General features: G+C 57.6%; 19 protein-coding genes. 11 read left to right on the top strand and 8 right to left on the bottom strand.

Going from position 1 to position 24,693, the window contains the following annotated elements; genetic code table 11:
• The first annotated feature begins 393 nt into the window (after positions 1–393).
• The 4 genes from Pan97_RS24580 to Pan97_RS24565 all read left to right on the top strand — a co-directional run bounded on the left by Pan97_RS24580 (position 394) and on the right by Pan97_RS24565 (position 8,838).
• Positions 394–1,392: a LysR family transcriptional regulator gene (locus Pan97_RS24580; RefSeq protein WP_144977431.1), complete on the top strand. Its 999-nt coding sequence runs from the start codon at positions 394–396 to the stop codon at positions 1,390–1,392.
• Between the two features lie 133 nt (positions 1,393–1,525).
• The gene (gene gltB, locus Pan97_RS24575; RefSeq protein ID WP_144977427.1) at positions 1,526–6,136 is read left to right on the top strand and encodes a glutamate synthase large subunit; all 4,611 of its coding nucleotides are present in this window, start codon (positions 1,526–1,528) and stop codon (positions 6,134–6,136) included.
• Positions 6,129–7,592 carry a glutamate synthase subunit beta gene (locus Pan97_RS24570; RefSeq protein ID WP_144977425.1) on the top strand — a complete coding sequence of 488 codons (1,464 nt, stop codon included), beginning with the start codon at positions 6,129–6,131 and terminating at the stop codon, positions 7,590–7,592. Before gltB ends, Pan97_RS24570 begins: the two co-directional genes overlap by 8 nt.
• A gap of 187 nt (positions 7,593–7,779) precedes the next feature.
• Positions 7,780–8,838: a dihydrodipicolinate synthase family protein gene (locus tag Pan97_RS24565; protein ID WP_144977423.1), complete on the top strand. Its 1,059-nt coding sequence runs from the start codon at positions 7,780–7,782 to the stop codon at positions 8,836–8,838.
• A 20-nt stretch (positions 8,839–8,858) separates the two neighbouring features.
• On the opposite strand, the gene Pan97_RS24560 is transcribed toward Pan97_RS24565, so the two are convergent.
• Positions 8,859–9,623, bottom strand: coding sequence for an MBL fold metallo-hydrolase (locus tag Pan97_RS24560; protein WP_144977420.1), 765 nt, complete (start codon positions 9,621–9,623; stop codon positions 8,859–8,861).
• A gap of 254 nt (positions 9,624–9,877) precedes the next feature.
• Between Pan97_RS24560 and Pan97_RS24555 the strand changes: the two genes are divergently transcribed.
• Positions 9,878–11,524: an FAD-dependent oxidoreductase gene (locus Pan97_RS24555; protein ID WP_144977417.1), complete on the top strand. Its 1,647-nt coding sequence runs from the start codon at positions 9,878–9,880 to the stop codon at positions 11,522–11,524.
• On the opposite strand, the gene Pan97_RS24550 is transcribed toward Pan97_RS24555, so the two are convergent.
• The 3 genes from Pan97_RS24550 to Pan97_RS24540 form a co-directional block, all read right to left on the bottom strand.
• A complete protein-coding gene (locus tag Pan97_RS24550) occupies positions 11,521–12,969 on the bottom strand; it encodes an MATE family efflux transporter (protein WP_144977414.1) in 1,449 nt (482 codons plus the stop codon). The genes Pan97_RS24555 and Pan97_RS24550 overlap by 4 nt on opposite strands.
• A 91-nt stretch (positions 12,970–13,060) precedes the next feature.
• Positions 13,061–13,618: a peroxiredoxin-like family protein gene (locus tag Pan97_RS24545; RefSeq protein ID WP_144977410.1), complete on the bottom strand. Its 558-nt coding sequence runs from the start codon at positions 13,616–13,618 to the stop codon at positions 13,061–13,063.
• The gene (locus Pan97_RS24540) at positions 13,615–14,082 is read right to left on the bottom strand and encodes a hypothetical protein (protein WP_144977407.1); all 468 of its coding nucleotides are present in this window, start codon (positions 14,080–14,082) and stop codon (positions 13,615–13,617) included. Before Pan97_RS24540 ends, Pan97_RS24545 begins: the two co-directional genes overlap by 4 nt.
• 240 nt (positions 14,083–14,322) lie before the next feature.
• Here Pan97_RS24540 and Pan97_RS24535 point away from each other — a divergent pair, with 240 nt between their 5' ends.
• The 6 genes from Pan97_RS24535 to rph all read left to right on the top strand — a co-directional run bounded on the left by Pan97_RS24535 (position 14,323) and on the right by rph (position 20,280).
• Positions 14,323–15,276, top strand: a complete 954-nt coding sequence (locus Pan97_RS24535) for a DUF1559 domain-containing protein (protein ID WP_144977404.1) — start codon at positions 14,323–14,325, stop codon at positions 15,274–15,276.
• A 28-nt stretch (positions 15,277–15,304) separates the two neighbouring features.
• The gene (locus tag Pan97_RS24530; protein ID WP_144977402.1) at positions 15,305–15,730 is read left to right on the top strand and encodes a transthyretin-like family protein; all 426 of its coding nucleotides are present in this window, start codon (positions 15,305–15,307) and stop codon (positions 15,728–15,730) included.
• Positions 15,731–16,023: 293 nt separating this feature from the next.
• Positions 16,024–16,902, top strand: a complete 879-nt coding sequence (gene argB, locus Pan97_RS24525; RefSeq protein ID WP_144977399.1) for an acetylglutamate kinase — start codon at positions 16,024–16,026, stop codon at positions 16,900–16,902.
• Between the two features lie 216 nt (positions 16,903–17,118).
• On the top strand, positions 17,119–18,348 hold the full coding sequence (locus Pan97_RS24520) for an aspartate aminotransferase family protein (RefSeq protein WP_144977396.1): 1,230 nt from the start codon (positions 17,119–17,121) through the stop codon (positions 18,346–18,348).
• Positions 18,349–18,405: 57 nt separating this feature from the next.
• On the top strand, positions 18,406–19,341 hold the full coding sequence (gene argF, locus Pan97_RS24515; RefSeq protein WP_144977393.1) for an ornithine carbamoyltransferase: 936 nt from the start codon (positions 18,406–18,408) through the stop codon (positions 19,339–19,341).
• A gap of 219 nt (positions 19,342–19,560) precedes the next feature.
• Complete coding sequence (gene rph / locus Pan97_RS24510; RefSeq protein WP_144977390.1) at positions 19,561–20,280, top strand: ribonuclease PH; 720 nt, start codon at positions 19,561–19,563, stop codon at positions 20,278–20,280.
• Between the two features lie 234 nt (positions 20,281–20,514).
• Here the strand turns inward: rph and Pan97_RS24505 are convergent, their stop codons facing one another.
• From Pan97_RS24505 to Pan97_RS26380, 4 genes are all read right to left on the bottom strand, one after another.
• Entirely contained in the window at positions 20,515–20,943 is a 429-nt protein-coding gene (locus tag Pan97_RS24505) for a DUF4198 domain-containing protein (RefSeq protein ID WP_144977388.1), read from the bottom strand.
• A gap of 53 nt (positions 20,944–20,996) precedes the next feature.
• A complete protein-coding gene (locus tag Pan97_RS24500) occupies positions 20,997–21,929 on the bottom strand; it encodes a DUF1559 domain-containing protein (RefSeq protein ID WP_144978648.1) in 933 nt (310 codons plus the stop codon).
• 391 nt (positions 21,930–22,320) lie between these two features.
• Complete coding sequence (locus tag Pan97_RS24495; RefSeq protein WP_144977385.1) at positions 22,321–24,231, bottom strand: TolB family protein; 1,911 nt, start codon at positions 24,229–24,231, stop codon at positions 22,321–22,323.
• Positions 24,221–24,610 (bottom strand): DUF3823 domain-containing protein, encoded by a 390-nt coding sequence (locus tag Pan97_RS26380; RefSeq protein WP_165698961.1) that lies wholly within the window; start codon positions 24,608–24,610, stop codon positions 24,221–24,223. Before Pan97_RS26380 ends, Pan97_RS24495 begins: the two co-directional genes overlap by 11 nt.
• Between the last annotated feature and the right edge of the window lie 83 nt (positions 24,611–24,693).

Below are 24,693 nucleotides of genomic sequence, written 5' to 3'. Positions count from 1 at the left end.
TCCTGACAAAACCTGCCGTACGTTTCACTCAGCATCAGATGCAGGGTACCCTAAGTTCAGCCTCCGTAATGTAAGGCACGTCCCAGTACGTGCCTTTTTCATGCGCCGATAACTGCTAGCACTTTTCAAGGCGCCAAACCTTAACGGAAAATAACACGCAGCTATTCCCCGAAGAGGGCGGATAATGGGCTGCATCTTGCGTGGCTAATTTATGACCACATCACAACTTACGTGAATTGCTGCTTTTTATCGGTTGCAAACTTAGGGAAATTAAACCTCGACATGCTTGACGTTGGGGGCTGGGATCAATAACCTTACATTTTGGATTTTAATCTTGGATTTCACCAGTATCTAAATTCCGCATAGTTCCCCCTTCACTTCCTGAAGACGTTTATGCACGTAAAGTCCCTCAAGGTGTTCTGCGACGTTGTCGGTCAGCGCAGCTTTTCAAGAGCTGCGGACGAGAACGGCATTTCGCAATCTGGCGCAAGCCAGGTCGTGCACCAATTGGAGGAACGTCTGGGGGTGAAGTTGATCGATCGCTCAAAGCGTCCCTTGGTTCCGACTGCCGAAGGCGAACTCTACTACCAAGGCTGCCGTCAACTGGTTCAGCGATATTACGCCTTGGAAGAGGACGTCCGCACGTTCCATAAGGAGCTTGCCGGACAGGTAACCATTGCTTCGATCTATTCCGTAGGTCTCAGCCATATGAATGCCTGCGTGCAGGAATTCCTAGGCAAGCATCCCAAAGCGAATGTACGTCTCCAATATCATCATCCCGACACGGTGGTGCAGTTGGTCGAGACCGATCAGGTCGACTTTGGATTGGTTAGCTACCCAAAGACATCCAAGAGCATCAAAGTCGATATGTGGCGAGAGGAACCGATGTTCCTCGTCTGCGCCCCTGGCTGCGAACTAGCCAATCGGGAAACGATCTGGCTTGACGAACTCGATGGCCGCCGCATGGTGGGCTTCGATACCCGTTTGCAGATTCGTCGCGAAATCGACTTCGTGCTCTCCTCTGCCGGGGCCGACGTTCAAGTTGTCATGGAATTTGACAACATCGAGACGATTAAGCGGGCCATCGAGATCGATGCCGGTTTTGGATTGTTGCCAATCGACACGGTAACACGTGAATTGGAAACCGGTTCGCTCGTGGCGGTGCCTATCGAAGGAGCCCCCCTGTTCCGTCCGCTGGGGATCGTGACCCGGCAAGGGAAAGAGTTAGGGAAGACGGCTCGCCGTTTCATTCAATTGCTGCATGAGAAAGCAGATAACTCGGATGCCGATGGCTCCGAGGCGGAAGTCAAACCGGTAGCGGCCAACTTCACCGACGAGGAAGCTGCCGACGCCAATAGTGATCTTGAAAACGGAGTTTCGGCACGCACTTAAAACGTTCCCCGCTCGAAGACAAAGTCTCCCGGGGAATAAGCCTGCGGAGATCTTGTCTACCGACTAGATCCAACACCCCACTGAAGACATCCGGGCGTGCGGCCCGAAGTTTTAGCTAGAAGAAGGTAGAACCATGATCCAGCCAAACCAATCGACCTCGCGAACTTATCGGACCGAGCGTCCCGGTAAGGAAGGTTTGTATGATCCGGCAATGGAGAGGGAAAACTGCGGCGTTGGTTTCGTAGCCCATATCAAGGGCAAGCGAACCCACCAGTTGGTACTCGATGCCGAGGCGATGAACATCAACATGGACCACCGTGGCGGTTGCGGCTGTGAAGCCAACACCGGCGACGGTGCCGGTATGTTGACGGCGTTGCCGCTGGAGTTTTTGGCTCGTGTTGCCAAGGAAGATCTCGGGAAAGAACTGCCTGAACCGGGCAAGTTTGCCGCGGGTATCGTCTTTCTGCCGCGTGATGCCAAGTCGCGCGAGCACTGCAAGAAGACGGTTGAAAACCTGATCGAAGAACATGGTCAGGTCCTGGTCGGCTGGCGAAAAGTGCCTACCAATCCGGAAGGCGCCGACATCGGTCCGACCGCTTTGGCTTGCATGCCCGAGATCGAGATGCTGATCGTCTCGGCCGGCGGTGATCTCGAAGGGGATGCCTTCGAACGCCAACTGTACATGATCCGCAAGCGTGCCAGCCACATGCTTCGCGGCGATCTCAATCTCGTCCAGCGCACGCTGTTTTACATCGGCAGTCTGTCGACGAAGGTCATCATCTACAAAGGGATGCTGACGCCGGCTCAGTTGGTGCCGTTTTATCGCGACCTGCAATGCGAAGACTACACCACGCATCTGGCGATGGTTCACTCGCGTTTCAGCACCAACACGTTCCCCTCGTGGGACCGTGCTCAGCCGAATCGCTTCATGTCGCACAATGGCGAAATCAATACGGTTCGCGGCAACGCCAACTGGATGAAGGCCCGCGAAGGCCAAGCCAAGAGCGAACTATTCGGCGATGAACTGACCAAGCTCTTCCCGATCGTCGAGCCCGAATGCTCCGACTCCGGTACGTTCGATAACGTTCTCGAATTCCTGCTGATGGGCGGTCGTACGCTGCAGGAAGCCGTCATGATGATGGTGCCGGAAGCCTGGCAAAAGCACGAAACGATGGCCGAGGACAAGCGGGCATTCTACGAATATCACTCCAGCTTGATGGAGCCGTGGGACGGTCCTGCCTCGATCGCGTTTACCGACGGTCATTACATCGGCGCGGTGCTCGACCGAAATGGTCTGCGTCCGAGCCGCTACTACGTGACCTCCGACGACCGCGTGATCATGGCCAGCGAAGTGGGGGTCATTCCCGTCGATCCGAGCATCGTGATCGAAAAGGGACGCCTCCAGCCCGGACGCATGTTCCTGATCGACTTCGAACAAGGTCGCATGATTCCGGACGAAGAACTAAAGACCAGTTTCGCCCGCGAACGTCCTTACGCCAAGTGGCTTCGCGAACAACGCATCGAACTGGCCGAGCTGAGCCCCAACAAAGAGCCGCACGGCTTCGATCCCGAGACCCTCTTGGCGCGCATGCAGGCCTTCGGTTTCACCACCGAAACGCTCAACTTCATGCTGCTGCCGCTGATCGAGCAAAAGCGTGACCCGATCGGTTCGATGGGTAACGACTCGGCCCTGGCGTGTCTCAGCGACAAGCCGCGCATGCTTTACGACTACTTCAAGCAGTTGTTCGCCCAGGTCACCAACCCGGCGATCGACTCGATTCGTGAAGAAGTCGTCATGTCGCTGGAGTGCTACATCGGTCCTGAAAGCAACCTGCTGGAAACGACGCCCGAGCACGCTCACCGCTTGCTCGTTTCGCATCCGATTCTGACCAATGAAGAGTTGGCTGCCTTCTCGCACATGGATCACCGTGGCTGGAAGACGAAGGTCATCGACGTGACGTTCGCTCGCAGCGAAGGTCACGACGGCCTGGTCAAAGCGTTGGATCGCATTTGTGCCGAGGCCGAATCGGCGATCGACGAAGGTTACAGCAATATTGTGCTGAGCGATCGTAAGATCAGTGCCGAACGCGTTCCGGTAAGCATGCTGCTGGTGACCGGTGCCGTCCACCATCACCTGGTCGGAGTCGCCAAGCGAACTCAGATTGGCATCATTCTGGAAACAGGCGAAGCTCGCGAAGTGCATCACCACTGCCTGCTGGTGGGTTACGGTGCCGACGCGATCAATCCTTATCTTGCCTTCGAGGCCCTGTGGCAAGCTCGCGTCGATGGCCTGGTGAAGGCCGAAGACTACCCCGACGACGATTCCCTCGTGGCCGCGTACCGGAAGGGCGTTGCCAAGGGGCTCCTCAAGGTGATGGGTAAGATGGGGATCAGTACGCTTCAGTCTTACAAGGGTGCTCAGATCTTCGAGGCCCTCGGTCTGCAAGACGAAGTGATCAAGCGCTGCTTCGCTGGAACTTCCAGCCGCGTTCAGGGCGTGAACTTCAAGGTTCTCGCCGAAGAACAACTGCGTCGTCACGAATTGGGATATCCCGTTCGCGAAGACGGCCGTTTGCCCGTGTTACCCAACCCAGGTGAATTCCACTGGCGGGCCGAAGGGGAGCGTCATGCTTGGAGCCCCGACGCGATCGCCAACATTCAGGTCGCTGCCCGCACCAACAGCCGCGATGCCTACAACCAGTTCGCGAAGTTGGTGAATGAGGATTCCCGCAACCGCTGCATGCTGCGTGGCCTGCTAACCTTCAAGGAAGACACCAAGTCGATTCCAATCGACGAGGTGATGCCCGCCAGCGAGATCGTCAAACGCTTCTGCACCGGCGCGATGAGTTACGGCTCAATTTCGGGCGAAGCCCACGAATCGCTGGCCATCGCCATGAATCGCATCGGCGGTAAGAGCAACACCGGCGAAGGGGGCGAAGATTCGCTTCGCTTCCAGCCATTGGCCAACGGCGACTCGAAGCGTTCGGCCATCAAGCAGGTCGCATCCGGCCGCTTTGGTGTGACGATCAACTACCTGACCAACGCGGACGAAATTCAGATCAAGATCTCGCAAGGTGCCAAGCCGGGCGAAGGTGGCGAACTGCCAGGTAAGAAGGTGGACGAGTACATCGCTCGCCTGCGTTACTCGACCCCTGGCGTCGGTCTGATCAGTCCTCCGCCGCACCACGATATTTACTCGATCGAAGACCTTTCGCAGCTGATTCACGATCTGAAGAACGCGAATCCGGCAGCTCGCATCAGCGTGAAGCTGGTCTCCGAAATCGGTGTCGGTACCATCGCCGCCGGCGTGGCCAAAGCCAAGGCCGATCACATCCTGATCGCCGGCGACAACGGCGGTACCGGGGCTTCGCCGCTGACGAGCATCAAGCACGCCGGTCTGCCTTGGGAACTGGGGATTGCTGAAACGCACCAGACCCTGGTTATGAACGACCTGCGTAGCCGCGTGGTTCTACAAACCGACGGTGGTTTGAAGACCGGTCGCGACGTCGTGATCGCCGCGATCCTGGGAGCCGAAGAAATGGGCTTCTCGACCGCGCCGCTGATCACGCTGGGCTGCATCATGATGCGGAAGTGTCACCTCAATACGTGCCCGGTCGGGATCGCCACCCAAGATCCGGAGCTTCGCAAGAAGTTCAAGGGCGAACCGGAACACGTCGTGAATTACCTGTTCATGGTGGCCGAAGAAGCTCGTGAACTGATGGCCAAGCTGGGCGTCAAGACGATGGACGAACTGATCGGCCGCGTCGACCTGCTTGAATCGAACAAGGCGATCCAGCACTGGAAAGCCGACGGTCTGGACCTGACTCCACTGTTGAAGCCAGCGGAAAACAAGAATCCCAATTCACCACAATACAACGTGATGAAGCAGGATCACCGTTTGGAATTGGCTCTGGACAACATGCTGATCGAGAGGTCGCAGCCGGCTCTCGAGAAGAAAGAAAAGGTTCGGATCGAAACGCCGATCATCAATATCAACCGTACCGTCGGCACCACGCTCAGCCATGAGATTGCCAAGCGTTACGGTGAAAACGGCCTGCCTGACGAAACCATTCACGTCAAGCTGCATGGTTCGGCCGGTCAAAGTATTGGTGCCTTCTTGGCTGCCGGGGTCACCCTGGAACTGGAAGGGGACGCGAACGACTACGTCGGCAAAGGCCTCTCAGGCGGTCGCGTCATCATCTATCCACCCAAAAGCAGTTCCTTCAAGGCGGAAGAGAACATGCTGGTGGGTAACGTCTGCCTGTACGGGGCGACGCGGGGTCAGGCCTTCTTCCGAGGTAGGGCGGCCGAACGATTCTGTGTCCGGAACAGCGGTGCGCACACTGTTGTCGAAGGAGTCGGAGATCACGGATGTGAATACATGACCGGGGGCCGCGTGGTCGTCCTGGGCTCGACTGGCCGCAACTTCGCAGCCGGTATGAGTGGCGGTGTCGCCTACATTTGGGATTACGAAGGCAACTTCCTGCAGAATTGCAATCTGGGAATGGTCGAGCTAGAGCGGTTGGACAACCCCAGCGACATCGTGGAGGTAAAAGGCCTGATCCAAATGCATGCCAAGTACACGCAGTCGCCAGTGGCCGAGAAGATTCTCGCCGACTGGGACAATGCGATGACTCAGTTCGTCAAGGTCATGCCCATTGATTACAAGCGTGTCCTCAACGAACGCATGCAACACGATGAAGAAGAAGACGTTCAACTAAGCGGAGCCGAAAGCAATGGGTAAGCCTACCGGGTTTATGGAATTTCAGCGGAACACCATTCCCTATCGTGATCCGCTGGTTCGTATCAACGACTACAACGAGTTTCAAATCGAAGTCACCGACAGCCATCTGCAAACGCAGGGCGCTCGGTGCATGGACTGCGGCGTTCCGTTCTGCCAAAGCACGACCGGATGCCCCGTCGACAACCTGATTCCCGAGTGGAACGACCTGGTCTACAAAGGCCGTTGGCGGGAAGCACTCGATCGTCTGCACAAGACGAACAACTTCCCCGAGTTCACCGGTCGCGTTTGTCCGGCTCCTTGCGAAAACGCTTGCGTGCTTGGCATCACCAACCCGCCGGTCGCGATCAAGAACATCGAATGTTCGATCATCGATCGGGGCTTCGAAGAAGGTTGGGTCACCGCGATGGTGCCTGAGCACCGCACCGGTAAGAAGGTCGCCGTGATTGGTTCCGGTCCGGCTGGTTTGGCCGCGGCCGAACAGTTGAACAAGGCCGGCCACAACGTGACCGTGTACGAGCGAGACGACCGCATCGGCGGTCTGCTGATGTACGGCATTCCGAACATGAAGCTCGACAAGCACACCGTCCAGCGTCGCGTCGATCTGATGGAAGCCGCAGGTGTCAAGTTCGTCACCAATGCCCACGTCGGTCAGAACATCGACGTCGCCGAGCTGAAAGAAAAGAATGACGCGATCATTCTGGCCGTCGGTGCCACCAAGCCGCGTGATCTGCCCATCCCCGGCCGCGAACTCAACGGCGTTCACTTCGCCATGGAATTCCTGAGGGCCAACACCAAGAGCCTGATGGATTCCAACCTCGAAGACGGCAACTACATTTCCGCCGAAGGCAAGAACGTCATCGTCATCGGTGGTGGTGATACCGGCACCGACTGCATCGGTACCTCGATCCGTCACGGCTGCACCAGCATGGTCAACTTCGAACTGCTGCCCAAGCCGCCGGCCGATCGTGCCCCGGATAACCCGTGGCCGCAATGGGCTCGGATCTTCCGCGTCGACTACGGTCACCAGGAAGCGGAAGCCAAGTTCGGCAACGATCCGCGCGAGTTCTGCATCCTGTCGAAGGAATTCATCGACGACGGCAACGGCAACGTGGCTGGCATCAAGACGGTGACCGTCCAGTGGACCAAAGATGACAGCGGCCGCTGGAACATGGCCGAAGTCCCCGGCAGCGAGAAGGTGTTCAAGGCCGACCTCGTTCTGCTGGCCATGGGCTTCCTCGGTCCGGAAGCGACCCTGGTCGAAAAGCTTGGCATGGAAACGGATCAACGATCCAACTTCAAAGCCGAATACGGCCGCTTCGCCACGTCCATCGACGGCGTCTTCGCCGCTGGCGACTGCCGCCGCGGACAGAGCCTGGTCGTCTGGGCCATCAACGAAGGCCGAGCCGCCGCACGCGAGTGCGACAAGTACCTGATGGGGGTCAGCTCATTGCCGTAAGCAGGCAACAAGTTTCTCATCAGAGAAACGAGAATTAGTCCCCTCGCCCCTGAGGGGAGAGGGCTAGGGTGAGGGGCTCCTTCGCCTGACCAAAACAAGCAAGGTGTTTCATTTCACCTCATATGCTCTAAGCTAGGGTGAGTCGCCAAAATCGACTCACCCTTTTTTATTGCCCGAGTGTGCCCCCATGAATGATCTTGCCCAGAAGATTTTTGCGAGTCCCATCGACAACTATCCCGCTGCCACGGTGGCCTGCTTCGATCCGACCTGTGGTGATTTGCCGCGGCGAAAGCTCGATGAGAAGCGACTGGTGAGCTATCTCGAGAAGCTTGCCGGCGCGGGCGCCGAAGCCGTATTGCTCGCCGCTTCCACTGGGCACGGTCACTTGCGGACGGTCGAAGAACTGGAGCGTTGGTTCGAGGTCGCAGCCCAGGCCAACGCTCGATCGCTGGTGCGCATGGCCCTGCTCCGCCCCGAAGATGGCGAAGAGGCCAACCACAAGCTGGTGGCAATTTTACGGGAACATGCCTATCCGGTGGTCTTCATTCGTCCCGGCACGAACTTGCCTGCCCATGCCACCGACACGCAGATTGTCGAGAACATGCGTCCGCTGGTCGAGATGATCGCCGAGGCCGGCATGGCCGTAGGCGTTTACTCTATTCCCGACGTGAGTGGCGTTCCCCTGCCGGCATCCGCGACCGAAAAGCTACTCGATCTGCCGGGTGGCGATAAGATCGTCGCGGCCAAGATCACCGAGGCCGATTACTTGGCGAGCACGCGCGAGTACCTCCTCAGCCCACGACTGTCGAAACTGAAGATCGTCCAGGGATGGGACCCCCATTTGGCTCAGGCACTCAGCGAAGGCCCGCGCTCGAACATCGAGAACAAGCAGCGCGTCGGGGTGACGTCGGGGCCGATGTCGTTCGCCGTCTATCAATACTTGTACATGTTGGAAGCGGCCAAAGAGCACGACTGGGACGAACTGGCCCTGGCTCAGAAGGCGGTCACCGCGCTCTTCGAAGCCATGCAGGACGATCCCACGAAGTTCGCCGACTTGCAGCGCGCCAAGTTCATCATGGGCCTGGGTCTGCCGCTGACCTCGAGCCTAGATACCGAGAAGGTCGAGAAGGTCCTCACCGCACTCGAAAACCTGCCACGCAAGTCGGATCAAAAGCGATTAGCGAAGAGCTTAGACTTGATGGGAGACGGGCCGTACCACGATCGATTGGCGGAGTTGTACGCGTAGCTGCCACTCGTTGCGAACGGCTAAATCTCGTACACCGCATCATGGCAGGCAACTTCCACATTGGGCATGCCCAACGCCTTTAGTTCTTCAGAAACCTGATCGTGGAAGCCTGGCTTCAGATGCACGGCGACGATGCGTACGTCGGGGGCGACGTGTTCGATCTGTCGTTTGAATTGCCCTGGCGTCGTATGCAAACTCTTTTCGGCCAGCCACTGCATTTGGTTGGGGAAGCTGGCGTCGAGGAAAATGATCTTCAAGTTCGGAATCGACTGAACGATCTTGTCGAACTCCAAAAACGGAGCCGTATCCCAGGCAAACAGCGCGGTGCCGTTTTCCGATTCGAACACGTACCCAAGCGTCGGAACGATGTGCTCCAGTGGAATCGGCGTGACCTGGTAATCGGCAATCTTGACCGGGCGGTGCGGGTCGAGGATCTGCTTCCGGTAGAAAGGGAATTCGGTACCGGCAATACGCTGGAGGTCTGGCCAGACCTGGTCGTTGAAGACATGGTCTTCCAGACAGTTCCACGTCGCCTCGCCTGCATACACCGCCGGGCACTCAAGCGAAGGCGCATAGATGTTATCGAGAAACAGGGGCAGCCCGCCAATATGATCGATGTGCGAATGGGTGAGCAGCACGTGGTCGACGGCACGCTGAGCGTCAATGCAGCCCAGGTAAGGGAGCCCGCCGGTATCGATTGCGATGTGCTCGTCAATCAAGACCGAGACCGCGAATTGCAGCCGACTTTGATGATCGACTGACGGCATGAGCAGGCGAATCTTCATTAGGCGATTTCCCAGTGCCAGCGGCGGCGCCGGGTTCTTTCTCAGATAAGTGGTGGTTGTGGCGAAAGATCGGAAGCGGAATCTTGTTGTTGGATTAACAAAAGGATGCCGCGCCAGTCGCTCATTTTTACTGTAAAAAGGGCTTTCTTCAGGTGCAAGCGCCGCGAATCGATTGTGACGAATAAACTGGTTACAATAGGCGACCGAAGGCGGATTGCACTCCCGGCAGTTCTTCACAGGCAGCGGAAGACTCGATGGAAAAGAAACGGATCATCATTCTCGGTGGCGGCTTCGGCGGCGTGTATACGGCGAGCGAACTGCTTCGGCGCTCGAAACGCTTTCACAAGGCGAACCTGGACGTCGAAGTGATTCTCGTCAGCGAAGAGAACTATATCACCTTTCAGCCGCTTCTGCCCGAAGTGGTTTCAGGGGCGGTCGAGCAGTTGCACGTCATCAGCCCCATTCGCCGTACCGCCCCAGGCGTGGTCCTGTACACGCGTCAGATCGAAAAGATCGACGTCGACAACATGACCGTGCAGCTTTCTCCCGGCCGCGTGCCACGGTCCGAAGTACTCAAGTACGATCACTTGGTTATCGCGCTGGGGAATCAGTTGGCCCACAACATGGTGCCTGGCATGTATGAGCATGCGATCCCATTTAAGTACCTGGGAGACGCACTGCGGCTGCGGAACCATATCGTGCAGATGCTGGAAGAAGCGAGCGTTTGCGAGGACGCCGAAGAACGCGAACGCCTGCTCACGTTCGTGGTCGCCGGGGGTGGATTCTCGGGCGTCGAGTGCATCGCCGAAATGGACGACTTCCTCAAGAAGGCGGTCCGTTCGTTTCCTCGGATCACGCGAAACGACTTGCGGATGGTCTTGGTTCAAAGTGCCGATCGCATTCTGCCGGAGATGAAAGAAAGCCTCGCTACCTATGCCGATAAGCTACTGCGTCGGCGCGGGATCAATATCGTGTTGGAGCATCGTCTGCACGAAGTCTCGGCCGATCGCGCGATCATTTTGTGCAAAGAGAACAACGAGCAAGTCACGATCCCCACGCGTACAGTCGTCGCCACCGTGCCGACCGAACCGCACCAGGTGATCCTTGATACACCGCTGGAACGCGAGCGTGGGCGTATTCTGGTCAGCGATGAAATGGAATCGACCAGTCATCCAGGCGTGTGGAGTTTGGGGGACTGTGCGGCCGTTCCCAGTGGCGAAGGCTACTTCAGCCCGCCCACCGCCCAGTATGCCGTGCGTCAGGCCGTGATCTGTGCCGAGAACATCCTGGCCACGCTGCAGGCCAAGCCACGAAAGCGATTCAAGTTCGCCGGTCTCGGCAAGCTGGCCTCGCTGGGCGCTCGCTGTGCGGTCGCGGAAGTGTTGGGCTTCACGTTTTCTGGCTTCATCGCCTGGGTCATGTGGCGGGCCATCTATGTCGGCAAGATGCCTGGTTTGGATCGCAAGATTCGTGTGTTTTTGGACTGGCTGAAAGACTTTTTCCTCCCCCGCGACATCACGCAGCTGAACGTCCACGACGAACAACAAGTTCGCCGCGAACATCTGGCCGCCGGGCAGACCCTCTTTCACCAGGGAGACTTCGGCGACCGATTGTACTTTGTGGCCAAGGGAAAGCTCGAGATCGAAGTCGACGGGCGCGTCGTCAATACCACCGGCGAAGGAGATGTGATCGGCGAAATGGCTCTCCTCTCGCATAAAGCCCGCAGCGCGACCGTGAGGGCCGTCGAGTCGACCGACCTGGTCAGCCTGCCGCGCGATGCGTTCGACTCGATCATCCAGTACGTCCCTGGTGCCGCCGAAGCAATGGCCGAGATCCATCGGAAACGCATGCAGCAAAACGCGGATGAAGAAGCGTCGGTTGATGACGCCGTGCAGCGCTAAACCTCAATCCGCGTCCACGCCCCGTGCCAATAACGTAGCAGGATGAGAATCATGCGGGCAACGTTATCCAGTAGCATGGCTATCCACGCTCCGGTCAGGCCCCAGCCGACACCGCTTAGTGCGATGCCGGTCAGTGGGATCTCGATCGTTTCCCATGCCAGCCAGTAAGTAAACGGCATGCGGATCAGCAGGAAGCCGACGAACGTGATCAAAAGCGGCCACGTGGTATCGCCGGCCCCGCGTAGCGAGCCGCTGATCACACTGAACACGGCGTAAAACGGCAAGCAGGCCGCCATGATCCATAGGATCTTCAGCACGGCTTCGCTAGTCGAAAACGCGGTGGTCCCTGATTCAGGAAAGCCGAGAAACAGGTTGGCCACGAAGTCCCCTCCGAGCATGATCGTCAGCGAGTACGCCGAGAGCAACGCGAAGCAGATCGATAGCGACACGAGCGTTGCCCGGGTCGCTCGACGTGGATTGTTGGCCCCCAGGTGCTGACCGGTCAGGGACGAAGCCGATACGGCAAACGCCCAGGCTGCCAGAAACCCAGGAGACTCCAAGCGAATCGCCAGTCCATGCGCGGCGGCTTGTGTCGTGCCCAGGCTGTTGATGATGCCCAGGTACCACAGGTGGGATGACAGCACGATCGCATCGTTCAATCCGCCTGGTAGTCCCACACGCAGTAGGCGTCGCATCCTTTCGACGTTCGGCCACATGCCGCGCCATTGCACTTTCAGGTGCGCTCTTCCTTGAAACAGAATCGCCAGCAGAAGCAGTCCGCCAATTGCATGACTGACCGCGGTTCCGATTGCGATGCCACTCCAGCCAAGCTTGGGAATCGGCCCCACGCCAATTGCCAAAGCGGCGCTGATCGCGATGTTCAATACGTTGACGATCGTCATCACGATCAGGCCGGTCACCGTATCGCCTGCTCCGTGCAGGCAAGCCGTCGTGATCGCGATCATCATGAAGCCGGGGATCGCCGGGATGAGGATACGAAGGTACGTAAGGGCCATGTCGTAGGCCTGCCCTTCGAGCTGCATCGCGGCGACATAATCATCGGCCAGAAACCAAAACAGAACGGTCGTGACAAGGCTCAAAATCATGCCCAACGAAATGGCCTGCTCGGTGGCAAGTTCGGCGTCCTGCCAATTGCCAGCCCCGATGTTTCGGGCCACGACCGCGGTCGCGCCGATACCGATCGACGCACAGATGACGAAAATCATCCAGCAGCTGTAAGCCATCAAACCGACGGCAGCCACCGCGGGTACCGAGTTCTCGGCGGATAGGCAGTTACCGGCCAGGTAGGTATCGGTCGTGCCGACGCAAAATTCCAGGAACTGCTCGGCCAGCGCCGGTGTGGCGATCGTCATCACGGCGCGCAGATCCCCCTTCGACGTCATCGACGTGCGCGGGGCGGTCTCTTCGATCTGCGTCATCGACATGAAGCGTACACCGTACGAAAGGGCGCAGGATGGAAACGTGCATTATAAGCACAAGATGCCGCTGGTCAGTGAAGGGTTCGCCGCTAGCGTGTTAAGCATCCGCGATCGGCGTGAGCGTATCGGCGGCCACCAAAATCTCGTCGATATTGGGAAACTCGACCGACGACGAGGGACGGAAGTCCCACACGATCTGACCGTTGGTGTCGATCAGATAGGTGCCTGACAGCTGCATCAAGTCTCCTCGTGGTCGGCCGATACCGCTCCGCGTGAGGGCCTTGAGACCTTCCCACCATAGCTGTGGCCCGGCAACTTGCCAAACGTTGCCGCGAGGAACTTCAAAGGCCTGGTACACGCTTTGATCCGGGTCGGCATACACCGGAAAAGTCAGCTTGAGCGCTTCGCGGAACTTCCTGGCCTCGTCTGCCCCACCCATGATGACCAGGGCCACGTCCAGGTTATGCCGCGTGAAGGTCTCGTAGTGCTTGAGCAACTGCTTGGCGTGATCGATGCAGAAGACACAGCCCAAGTGCCGCGAGAACTGTAGCAGTAACGGACGCTTCGCATACAGATGAGCCAGGGGAACCTTGCAACCGTCTTCTGCGATCAAATCGACGTGCGGGGCCGGAATGGAGGATGCGTAGTGGGTCATCTTAGTTTGCGTGAGGACGTTTTCTCTGGGAGGGCGGCCTCCTTGCTAAAGGCCTCGTATTCCGCTTTCATCATCTTCCCGATGGCCACCCGATCGACGCCGAACCAGGTGGTATTGGGCGTCTGGGAATCGAGCTTGATGCGTTTGTTTTCAATCTCGACCAGTTCATCCAGTTTTTCTTGCTTCACCGCACGGTCGTCCGTGGCGCGGAGCTGGGCTTCGGTGTAAATCGCTTGAGCGTTCAGCAAAATGCCTTCGGGAACGGCTTTCTCTTCCACCCGCTTTTCCAGGTAGGTCGTAAACAGCTTCAGCGATTCAAGCTGCTCTGCCTGCAAGTATCGCATGTATGACACTAGACCGTCCGGCAGACGTACGTTGCCCGGGCCGATGTAGTTAACTTGTTGAGCAGTCGTTACTTGAGTCGAAGCCAATAGCAACAGGAATGTGAGAACGATCGTTCGCATGATAGCACCCTTACTTGGTCAAAGTCGCAACCCTGGTATCGTACCGCCCAGCTCCCCATTCAACCTAGAGCAATGTCGCCACGGCATCCTCACCGAATGTGAGAATAAAAATTGCCTCAGTTTGGGAAATACTTTATGGTGGGTGTGGCTATTCACCCATATGAATGGGACAAAACGCCTGACTGAGCGTAGTTCCATCCGGATAGTTGGTTCCTCATTATCTCTTCTAAGGAACTCCCTATGGTTTTGTCTACTGGTCGGCCCCAGCGTGGGTTCACGCTCGTCGAGCTTCTCGTCGTCATTGCGATCATCGGTGTCTTGATTGCCCTGCTGCTTCCCGCCGTGCAGCAAGCCCGCGAGGCCGCTCGCCGGATGCAGTGCAGCAACCAGCTCAAGCAGATCGGCTTGGCAATGCACAACTATCACGACACCTACCAGGTCTTTCCGCCCGGTAGCGTCAATCTCGATTTGACGACCGCGGCCAACAAAAGTCTCACGAACTGGGCCGTTTCCATTCTGCCGTTTTTAGAGCAGTCTGCGCTATTCGAGCAATACAATCAGAGCGTCCACAACTCGCATGCCGATAATCAGGATGTTTTGCAGACCATCTTGCCGGCCATGCTCTGTCCGTCGGACGTGAATTCCGAAGTACTCACCCAGCCTAGCCAGCTCATCACATTCGACATCGCCCCTGGCTCTTACAAGGGGAACATCGGCCGACGGTTCCGCGGGGCCAACGGCTATTTCGACTATCCTCCTTACGCCGGTACTTATACCGCCTCCGAGAAAGAATCCATCGGTCCGCTGCACGTGTCAGGCGTGAACGGACTCAACTGCGAGCGTTTCGCCACGATCACCGATGGTTCGACCAACACATTGTTGGTCGGCGAATACCACACCAAGACGCGGCCAGATTGCAAAACGTTTTGGGCCAGTTCGCATAGCTTTCATAACCTGGCGGCGGCTCAGCCTGAGTCGTACACGCGAATTCCCGACTGGGATGCCTGTTACGCGGCGACCGGCGGCAGCCAGCATTGGAAGTGTTATCGCGCATGGGGCGCTTTGCACGCCGCTGGCACGATGAACTTCGTGATGTGCGACGGTTCGGTGACCAGCATTCCGCAGACGATCGATAACGTGATCTTCGAGGCCCTCTCAACAATCGGCCGAAACGAAGTCGCTTCGTTGCCCTAGTCTCTCTTTTCGCCGGGAAGAACCTCGCATGATGGTTGCGCGAATCGTGGCTCTCGCCCCGCTCTGTTTGCTCGTGGGCTGTTTCGGCTCGGACAAGATCGTCCCGGTATCGGGCCGGGTGACCTTGGATGGCGAGCCGCTCTCTGGAGCGGTCGTCGGCTATGAACCGATCGCTCAGGAAGGTGACCTCGAAGCTGGCTACGGCAGCTACGCCAGGACCGACGACGACGGCCGCTACACGCTGCGCTCCCTCAACAATGAAGACGGCGCGCTGGTCGGCCAGCACCGGGTTTCGGTCAGTACGGTCGTCGGCAAGGAAGGCCCCAACGGCGAGATCCTTGGTTTGACGAAGGAACGTGTTCCCTCGCGATACAACAATGATACGCAACTGGTGATAGAAGTGCCCGAAGGAGGCACCGACGAGGCGAATCTGGAGTTGGAGTCGAGAAGGTAGAACTTAGTCCAGCCTCTCAGGGGCGAGGGGGACTGGATGGTTGCACCATTGTTCCCGGACTTCTATCTTCTTCCTATCTTCACGCGATCTCCCAGGTTTGCCCGTACCATAGCGGGGGAAACTGGGGTGTCTTGCGTTGACATGGGGATTTGAACGACCGTAAAATGTTGAGTTTTCCCGGACGCGGGGTGTCTTGACAGGGGAAACCGGACTTCCGATCGGTTTATCTCAGGTGCCTTTCGTTCGAAGCATGAACAACCTCGGAGCTTGCTCCACTTTCCAGAGAACCATCCTTGAGAGACGCTATCGAAAAAGCGGACGTCCTGATTGAAGCCTTAGGATGGATCCGCCGCTTCCGCAACAAAGTCACCGTGATCAAGTTGGGCGGAAGCGTCATGGAGAACCCCGACGCGCTGCGGCACTGCTTAATTGACATCGTCTTTATGGAAACGGTCGGCATGCGTCCGGTCGTGATTCATGGAGGCGGGGCCGCCATCAGCCGAGCCATGGCCGAAGCGAAGATCGAGCCCAACTTCATTCAAGGACGCCGCTACACCGACGATGCCACGCTGAAAATCGTCGAAGAAGTTCTCGCTGGCCAAGTCTGCAGCCACATCACCCAGGAAGTCGAAGACATCGGCGGCCGGGCAATGAGCCTGAACCTCGATCCGCAGTGCGTGCTGTTTGGCGAGCGCATGACCTTGCCAGGCGAAAACGGCGAAGAGATCGACCTGGGGCATGTCGGCAACGTGACGGAAGTCGACCGGGCCACGATCGAGAACCTGTGCTACGCCGGCCAGGTACCGATCATCCCGAGCATGTGCATCGATAAAAAGACCGGACAAAAGCTGAACGTCAACGCCGACACGGCCGCCAACGCCGTGGCCGAAGCCCTGGGCGCCGAGAAGCTGGTCTTCCTGTCGGACGTGAATGGCGTGCGTACCGATAAGGACGATCCCGATACGCTGGTCCATTCGCTCAACCGCGAGAAGGCCGAAGCGATGATCAAGTCGGGGCAAATTGCTTCCGGCATGATTCCCAAAGTTGAAGCCTGCCTGGAAACGCTGGCCCGCGGCGTGAGCAAGATCCATATCATCGACGGCCGTCTACGTCATTCGCTGCTGCTGGAAATTTACACGAACACTGGGGTGGGAACGGAAATCGTTTTGTAACAACTATCGTCGCCGCTCACCAACTAGTCCCCTCGCCCCTTTGGGGAGAGGGTTAGGGTGAGGGGCGAAGCGGGTACCAACTGCCCAACCCTCACCCTAGCCCTCTCCCTCGGGAAGGGAGAGGGGACCCGAGAGAGAAAAACACACCGAACTTTTTCAGTCTGGCCGCTGTCCACTAGCTTTCCCATGAGTGGACCTGGTCTTGGAGAACCTGTCATGAGTACGACCGATGCTTCCGCCGGAACCGAGCCGTTAAGCTCGACGGACACTGTCGAACTTTTTCAGAAGTACGTGGTGCCCAACTACGTGCGCTACCCGGTGAACCTGGTTCGCGGCGAAGGCTCGAAAATCTGGGATGCCGAAGGGAAAGAGTACCTAGACCTGTTTCCCGGCTGGGGCTGCAACCTGTTGGGTCACTGCCCGGATATGGTCGTTGCCGCGGTGCAGGATCAAGTTGCCAAGCTGATTCATGTGCCCAATACCTGGCACATGGACGTCCAAGGCCAGTGGGCCAAGATGCTTTCCGATCGCAGTTTCGGGGGCAAAGCGTTCTTCTGTAACAGCGGTGCCGAAGCGAACGAAGCAGCCATCAAGCTGGCTCGTCTGCACACGCCGCACGAAAAGTACAAGATCATCACCTTTCTGGGCGGCTTTCACGGCCGGACCTACGGCGCGGTGACCGCCACCGCGCAGCCGAAGTACCATCAGCACATCGGCCCGATGATGGCCGGTTTCAGTTATGCTCCGCACGGCGATCTGGAAGCGGTCCGCGACCTGGTCGACGAACATACGTGTGCGATAATGATTGAACCGATCCAAGGCGAAGGGGGCGTCAAGCTGCCGCCGGAAGGCTTCCTGGAAGGTTTGCGAAAGATTGCCGACGAAAACAACTTGCTGCTGATCTTCGACGAAGTTCAGACCGGTTGCGGGCGAACCGGCGAGTGGTTCGGCTACCAGCACTTTGGCGTTCAGCCTGACATCATGACCCTGGCCAAGAGCTTGTGCGGGGGCGTCGCCGGCGGCGCGTTGATGACGACGTCGGAGATTGCCGACAGCTTGAAGCCGGGCATGCACGCGGCCACGTTTGGCGGTAACCCGCTGGCAGCCCGGGCAGGGATCGCGGCGATTGAGCAGATCGAACGGGACGGCCTCTTGGAAAAGGCCAAGCAGGCCAGCGAGATCTTCCGCGAGCGGCTGACCGCGCTCAAGCAAGAGTGCGATCTGATTCGGGAAGTTCGCATCGTCGGCATGATGATCGGCCTGGAGCTTTCGGTCGACGGGGCCCCGGCCGTGAAGGCCTGCCTCGAGAAGCAGCTTCTCATCAACTGCACGCAAGGACGAGTCATCCGTCTGCTGCCGGCGATGAACATCACCGAGGAAGAAATTCACCACGGGTGCGATATTCTTTCTGAAGTATTAAAAAATTTGCCAGCTACGGCTGAGTAATCTCTTTTCTCTTTGGGTACGTAGGTGCCACTGTTTTTTCATCGCGAGATCGTTTCCATGCGACATTTCTTGAGCCTCTTTGACGTTTCCGACGACGAACTAAAGCGAATCTTCGAGTTGGGCCGCCAGCTGAAAACACGCTTGAAGTCAGGCGTCCGTGAACCTATCCTGCAGGGCAAAGTGGCCGGGCTGTTGTTCGAGAAACCTTCGCTGCGTACCCGCGTCAGCTTTGAAGCCGGCATGGCTCAACTGGGGGGCAGCAGCTTGTTCCTGGGCGAAGACGTCGGCTGGGGGAAGCGAGAAGCTCCGCAAGATTTCAGCCGCGTGATTGGCCAGTACCTGGACGTGATCGTCTGTCGAGCCAAGTCGCACGACAAGGTCGAAACGCTGGCCAAGTATGCCGATACGGTCATCATCAACGGCCTGACCGACCTGTGCCATCCCTGCCAGGCGCTGGCCGACCTGATGACCATTCACGAAGAGTTCGGCACGCTGAAAGGTCAGAAGCTGACGTTCGTCGGCGACGGCAATAACGTTTCCCGCAGTCTGGCGCTGGCCTGTGCGAAGATGAGCATGCAGTTCACGCTGGCCCATCCCAAGGGATACGAGATTGAGCAAGAGTTCATCGATCGCATCCTGAAGGTTGTCCCGGACGCGAAGATCGACCAGACTTCCGATCCGATCGCCGCGGTGGAAGGTGCCTGTGCCGTTTACACCGACGTGTGGGCCAGCATGGGGCAAGAGGCCGAACAGGCCAAGCGGGAGAAAGACTTCGCCGACTTCCAGGTCAATCAGAAGTTGATGGACGCCGCCGCGAAGGACGCCATTTTCCTGCACTGCCTGCCCGCCAAACGAGGCCAGGAAGTGACGGACGAAGTGATGGATTGCCCAACCAGCCGCATCGTCGAACAAGCCGGCAACCGCATGCATGCCCAGAAGGGGCTGCTGGTATGGCTATTGACCGAAGCGGTCGACAAGGTTCACCTCGACTAGTTCTTACGAGAAGAGATTAGCCGCAGAGGACACAGAGACCACCGAGAGAAGAGTTTTAACCACGAATTACACAGATGAACACAGATATCTGAAGATTCGTCTTCGACGATTCCAATTTCATCCGTGTCTATCCGTGAAATCTGTGGTTGTCTTCTTTTCTTTCGCTGTGTCCTCTGCGGCTATCACGCATTCACGAATTGCTCCCAAGGATATTACACCATGCCCCGTCACGATGGCCGTTCTGTTTCCCAGCTTCGTCCTTTGAAGGTGAAGCGAAAGTACACCAAGAACGCCCCTGGGAGCGTGCTGATTCAAGCCGGCACGACCACCGTTCTATGCACGGCCAGCGTCGAGTCGTCAGTGCCGCCGTGGCTTAAGGGGAGTGAAAAAGGTTGGGTCACGGCCGAGTACAACATGCTGCCAGGCAGCACGCCGACGCGTAAGGCGCGGAAGGTCGATGGTCGTACGACCGAGATTCAGCGGTTGATTGGACGGAGCCTGCGAGCGGTCGTCGACCTGGAAGCGTTGGGCGAGCAGATGATCACGGTCGACTGCGACGTGCTGGACGCCGACGGGGGAACGCGCACGGCCAGCATTACCGGGGCGTTCATCGCGCTGGTCGACGCGGTGAGCACCATCGAACTGCCCGATCCGAAACGTTCGGTCTTCAAAGACAGCCTGGCCGCGATCAGCGTCGGCATCGTCAATGGTTCGCCGGTCTTGGATCTGGACTACGTGGAAGACTTCGCCGCGACGGTCGATATGAACGTCGTCATGACCGGCAGCGGGAAGTTCATCGAAATCCAGGGCACCGGAGAAGAAGCGACCTTCAGCGAAGACGAACTGTCCAAGCTTCTGAAACTGGCCAAAGGGGGCATCATGGAACTGACTGAGATGCAACAAAAAGCCCTCGGCCGCAAATGGCCGCTCGTTTCCTAGTTGTAAATCGCAAGGATGCTACCAGCAACAGGCCGGGTGCCCCAGAGAGCTATCTCTGGGTGGCCGCAGGCCACAGGAGGCTCACGCGTCCAACGTGAACCAAGTGGAAGGTTTCGTTCTTCGACAACGCCCATCCATTAGCCGCTTGTCGGCTACGCCGACCCAGAGATGGCTCTCTGGGCCACCCTGGTAGTCAGCGTAGTCGTTTTGGTTAATACTCTTGCGTTCCAGCCCTTACAGCTCAAAAGTCAGCGTATCGAGGCCTTCTTTGGGGACGTCGACCGTCAGGCTGCCGTCGGTGGCTTTGCTGGGGAGTCTCACGGCGGAGGACTTCTCGGGCACGACGGCGTCTTCGGCACCCAGGACGATACGATTGCGAATGCGGACCTGGTGTTGACCGATCATGGCACCTTCCATGCCATCTTCTCCGGTGGTCTTCAGAGTGAAGCGACCCTGGTCGTCGGTAAGTCCCGAGGAAGCGATCGCAGGCTCTTCACCTTGGGTGACCGGCAGGAAACTGACGATCAGGTTCGGCTGTGGTTTTCCTTTGACGGTGACTGTTCCGCTGACGGGAGCAAAATTCTCGTTCTCTTGGCTGCATCCAGCCAAGAGAACGACTAAGGCAACCAGCGCGACGGTCCCTAGGTTTTGCGTAAGTTTCATGATTGGGGGTTAACCTTCTTCTTGGTATCGATTCGTGAAACGATGGGCCAACGCTAGTTGATGCGTTCGACTTCGCCGTTGCCCATGGTGGCTTGGGCACCGAACACGCGGAGGTCAATCGTTTCGGGTAGGAAGAAGGTCGAAGCATCGGCCCGCAGGAAGTTCAGCCCGCCTGGGTGATGCGAATACCAGGCCCGGCGACAAATGTTGGTGCTGGTATTTGCGGTGCAAGTGTTGTACTCGTTGCCGAAGATATACGGATCGAGAATCACGTACCCCACGCCGTAGCCCCACTTCGAGTGCGCCCAGAACGCGCCGCGGCCGGGGTCATCCTTTGGCTGATGGAATTCGCCCACCAACAAGGTGTTGGTCGTGCCATCGGTGACCGAGGCCATCTTCTCGAAGTTCAGCTTGTCGTTGTTGTAGTTGCCTACAGAGTGGAAAATGCCTTTCCACTTTTGCGTCGACATATCGACTTCTTTGATATGGTCCCAGTTGTACGCTTCGTCCTCGACGTAACCGCTCATCCCTTTGTACGACATCGCATGGGCGTCGCGGCCGAAACCGGACGATGGCTGACGAATGGGGGTTGGCATCGTATCGCTGGGGCAAATGAACGCTTCCAGCCGCTGCTTCACTTCGTCGGCATTGTTGGCGTGGTCGCAGGTAACGGTGTGATCGTACGACTCGTAAAGTGCGTTCTGTTCGATGTACGGCAGGATCGCGATGCACCAGTTGCCCCAGTACGGCTCGCCTGACTGCACGCGCCCCGGAGGGAAGTGCAGGAAGGTATCGTGATAGTTGTGAATCGCGATCCCCATCTGCTTCATGTTGTTGCCGCACTGCATCCGGCGAGCGGCTTCGCGAGCCTGCTGCACCGCCGGCAAGAGCAACGCGATCAACACGCCAATGATGGCAATCACGACCAGAAGTTCCACCAACGTAAATCCGCGCCGAGTGCGCCCGGCGAGTCCAACAACGCGCATGATTCCGAGTCCTGGTAAGAGAGATAAGAAAAGGTTGGACTCGTCGTCCGTCCATTCAACGAATCGATGAGCCCGCTATGGAAAAGAACGAGCACCGCAAACGACGATGACGAGCACTGTCTTTGTGTGCAGTGCAAAGTATGTATAAAGATGGAAAATTTTCCCTGGCATATTGGGAGAAATCTATAATGACGTTTGAGCTGCCTTTGAATAGTCAACCGAGCCGGATAATGGCAATGAAAGGGACTTCTGGTGACAACGGTTTCTTTGGTAGGGCCCGATATGCCAATATAGGAGGGGACGCTCAGAAGGTCGTTTTTCAGGGGGATATCGGGATTCATGCCGAGAGTACAGGCGAAAGGCCCTGGTTTGCCCACACCCGGCTTGCGGACTACCGAGGCGACATGCGGAGTGTCGGGGTGCCGCTGTGCCCCGTATGGCATCCAGTGCAGAAGTGCGTGAAGCCAGGGCGTGCTCCACTGTAGTGATCGCCAGCAAACGCGTAGAAGGTGGCTCGCTCACCCGAGTCGTTCTGGGCTTCGCTCTGCCAGCTGGCGACGTGCCCCTCGGAATCGAAACCGGCCAAGACGGTTGGCGCCCCAGGCGGAATTCGGAAACGGAAGTCGTCGTTCTTCACCGGCGTCTCGATCAGCAACTCGAAACCGCCATGCGTGCGCGGCTCGTCAGGCAAATCGAAGCGATCGCGATACGATCCATAAACGCGAATGGTCTCGATCAGGTCCTTGGGGACCGGGTTGAAAATCGGCGCGTCGCTGCTGGTTGCCTTTTGTCCTGGAGCATCCTGGTTGCCGGCAAAGCTGACGGCTGAATTGTGGACCTCGGCCGTCGGGCCAGCGAATGTTTCTCCGTTGGCAAAGCGAACGGTTTGGCTGCCGTCCCCTACTTCCAGTGCTTGGAAGTTGTACTTGATCTTTCGGGGCGTGACGGCCACCGGTTCGCTATCGACCAGCCGCGGATCATCGAAGACTTTTCGCAGCGAGATGCTTTCCGCGGTGGAACCCGCGCTCCAGTCAGCATCGGCCAGATAAATTCCATACGATGCTTCATCCCAGGTACCATCTTCCCGCGCGCTGGCGGCCGCGAGAATGATTTGGTGGTCAGGATACGGTCCAGGCGTTGCCAGTTGCAACGCGTTGCCATTTTTATCGTGCGAAGGCCCGAAGACCAGTACCGAGTCGCTCGTCGTGGGAAGCACCGATTCCTTGGCCAGCGAACTGGGGGAATTACTGATGCTGCCTGCTTTAGCCTGAACGACCGTCATTATAGATGTTGAATCTTCGCCGTTCGCGGAAGCAGTCATGAAGACGTAATTGCCGTTATCGAGTCCACGTGCGCGCCAGACAGGCTCTTTCGTTTTCAGCACGCTGCCAAAGAAATCGCCGTTGGGCTCCACGTGCGCACCCAGCCACGCATCGGTCGGCAGCGTGGCGGTGTCCGCGCCATCGGTATACGGCTCGATCGTCGTCAAATCTCGCGAGATGACTTCGCGATTGCGGCTCCAAAGACTGAAAATGACGTAGCCGTTGGACGCGATCCACGGCCAGCGATCATTATTGCGATTGGCCGATAACGGCTTCTTGTCGCTTCCATCTTCCTTCATGATCCACAGCGTGGTGCTACGACGGGCATGATCGCGTCCCAGATCCGGCGTGCGGCTGGAAGCGAAGACGATGTGACCGCCAGGAGCGTACGTCGGGTCGACGTCGTCATAGTCGATTCTTTTGCGCTTTGTATCCGAGAGAACGGCTTCTCCCGTTTCGTCGTAGCGCATGGGAGGAACCGCCGTGCAGCCAGGATCGTTGGGTCCGCCGGTCAGTTGACGCAGGCCTGTCCCGTCGATTTGAATCTCGTACAAGCGAAAGTGGCCTGGATCAGGCGCTGCTTTACGCCCGGCGAAGATGATTTTCTGACCATCGGGCGAGACGCTCGGGCTCATCACGTCGATTAACGTTGAACCATCGGGCAGCGGCTTTTCCCAGGTCAGTTCGCTAACCTCGCCACTGGGAAGCAGCATTCTCAGCCGCCCTTGCTCGGCCTGCCATAGCGGCTGACCAGGGTAGACGAACGTTTCGCCGTGGTCGGCGGCAGCGCGCAGGCTGGCGGTGCTGCCGCGCGACGTAAAGACGATAGGGTAGACAACCCGCCCGTGAACGTAGCCGGTCAGTTCAGGGCTGCCAGGCGGTAATGGGCTTTGATTGAAGTACCAAAACCCAACCGCGACGAGTCCGAATCCGATAGCAGCAGAGACAGCAAGAAGAGTTCTGCCGAGCCTACTTCGCATACGTACTCAAATCGATATCGATCGTATCGCCACCCTTGATGGATTGCTTGATGGGCGTCTTGGCCTGACTGAACTGTCCCTTCAACTTGTCGACATTGGGGTAAGGATCAAGCTGCTGGACGGAGATTCGATATTCGCCGGCAGGCACTTCGGCTTCAAAATGGCCACTGGGGTCGATGCTGGTCATATACGTTTGACCGGTCATCTTGCCATTTTCTTCTTGGATGAAGTGGATCTGGATGTCTCCTTGGCTGCTTACTTGAAGGGCTTCACCACCTTTGGTTACCGAGCCTTTAACGATCGAAGGGGCTTCGCTGCAACCGACGCAAGCCAGCATCAAGCAGGCAAACAAGCCAATAGAAATCCGAGTGGTTGTCACTTCGGCATACCTTTCAATGTGCAAGATAAGACTTGATGAACTTCCAATAAGAATCGGCGAGGATCGCGCCTCGCCGATTGCGT

The organism is Bremerella volcania (assembly GCF_007748115.1).
GTDB lineage: Bacteria > Planctomycetota > Planctomycetia > Pirellulales > Pirellulaceae > Bremerella > Bremerella volcania.
This window is presented reverse-complemented; position numbering and strand designations above follow the sequence as displayed.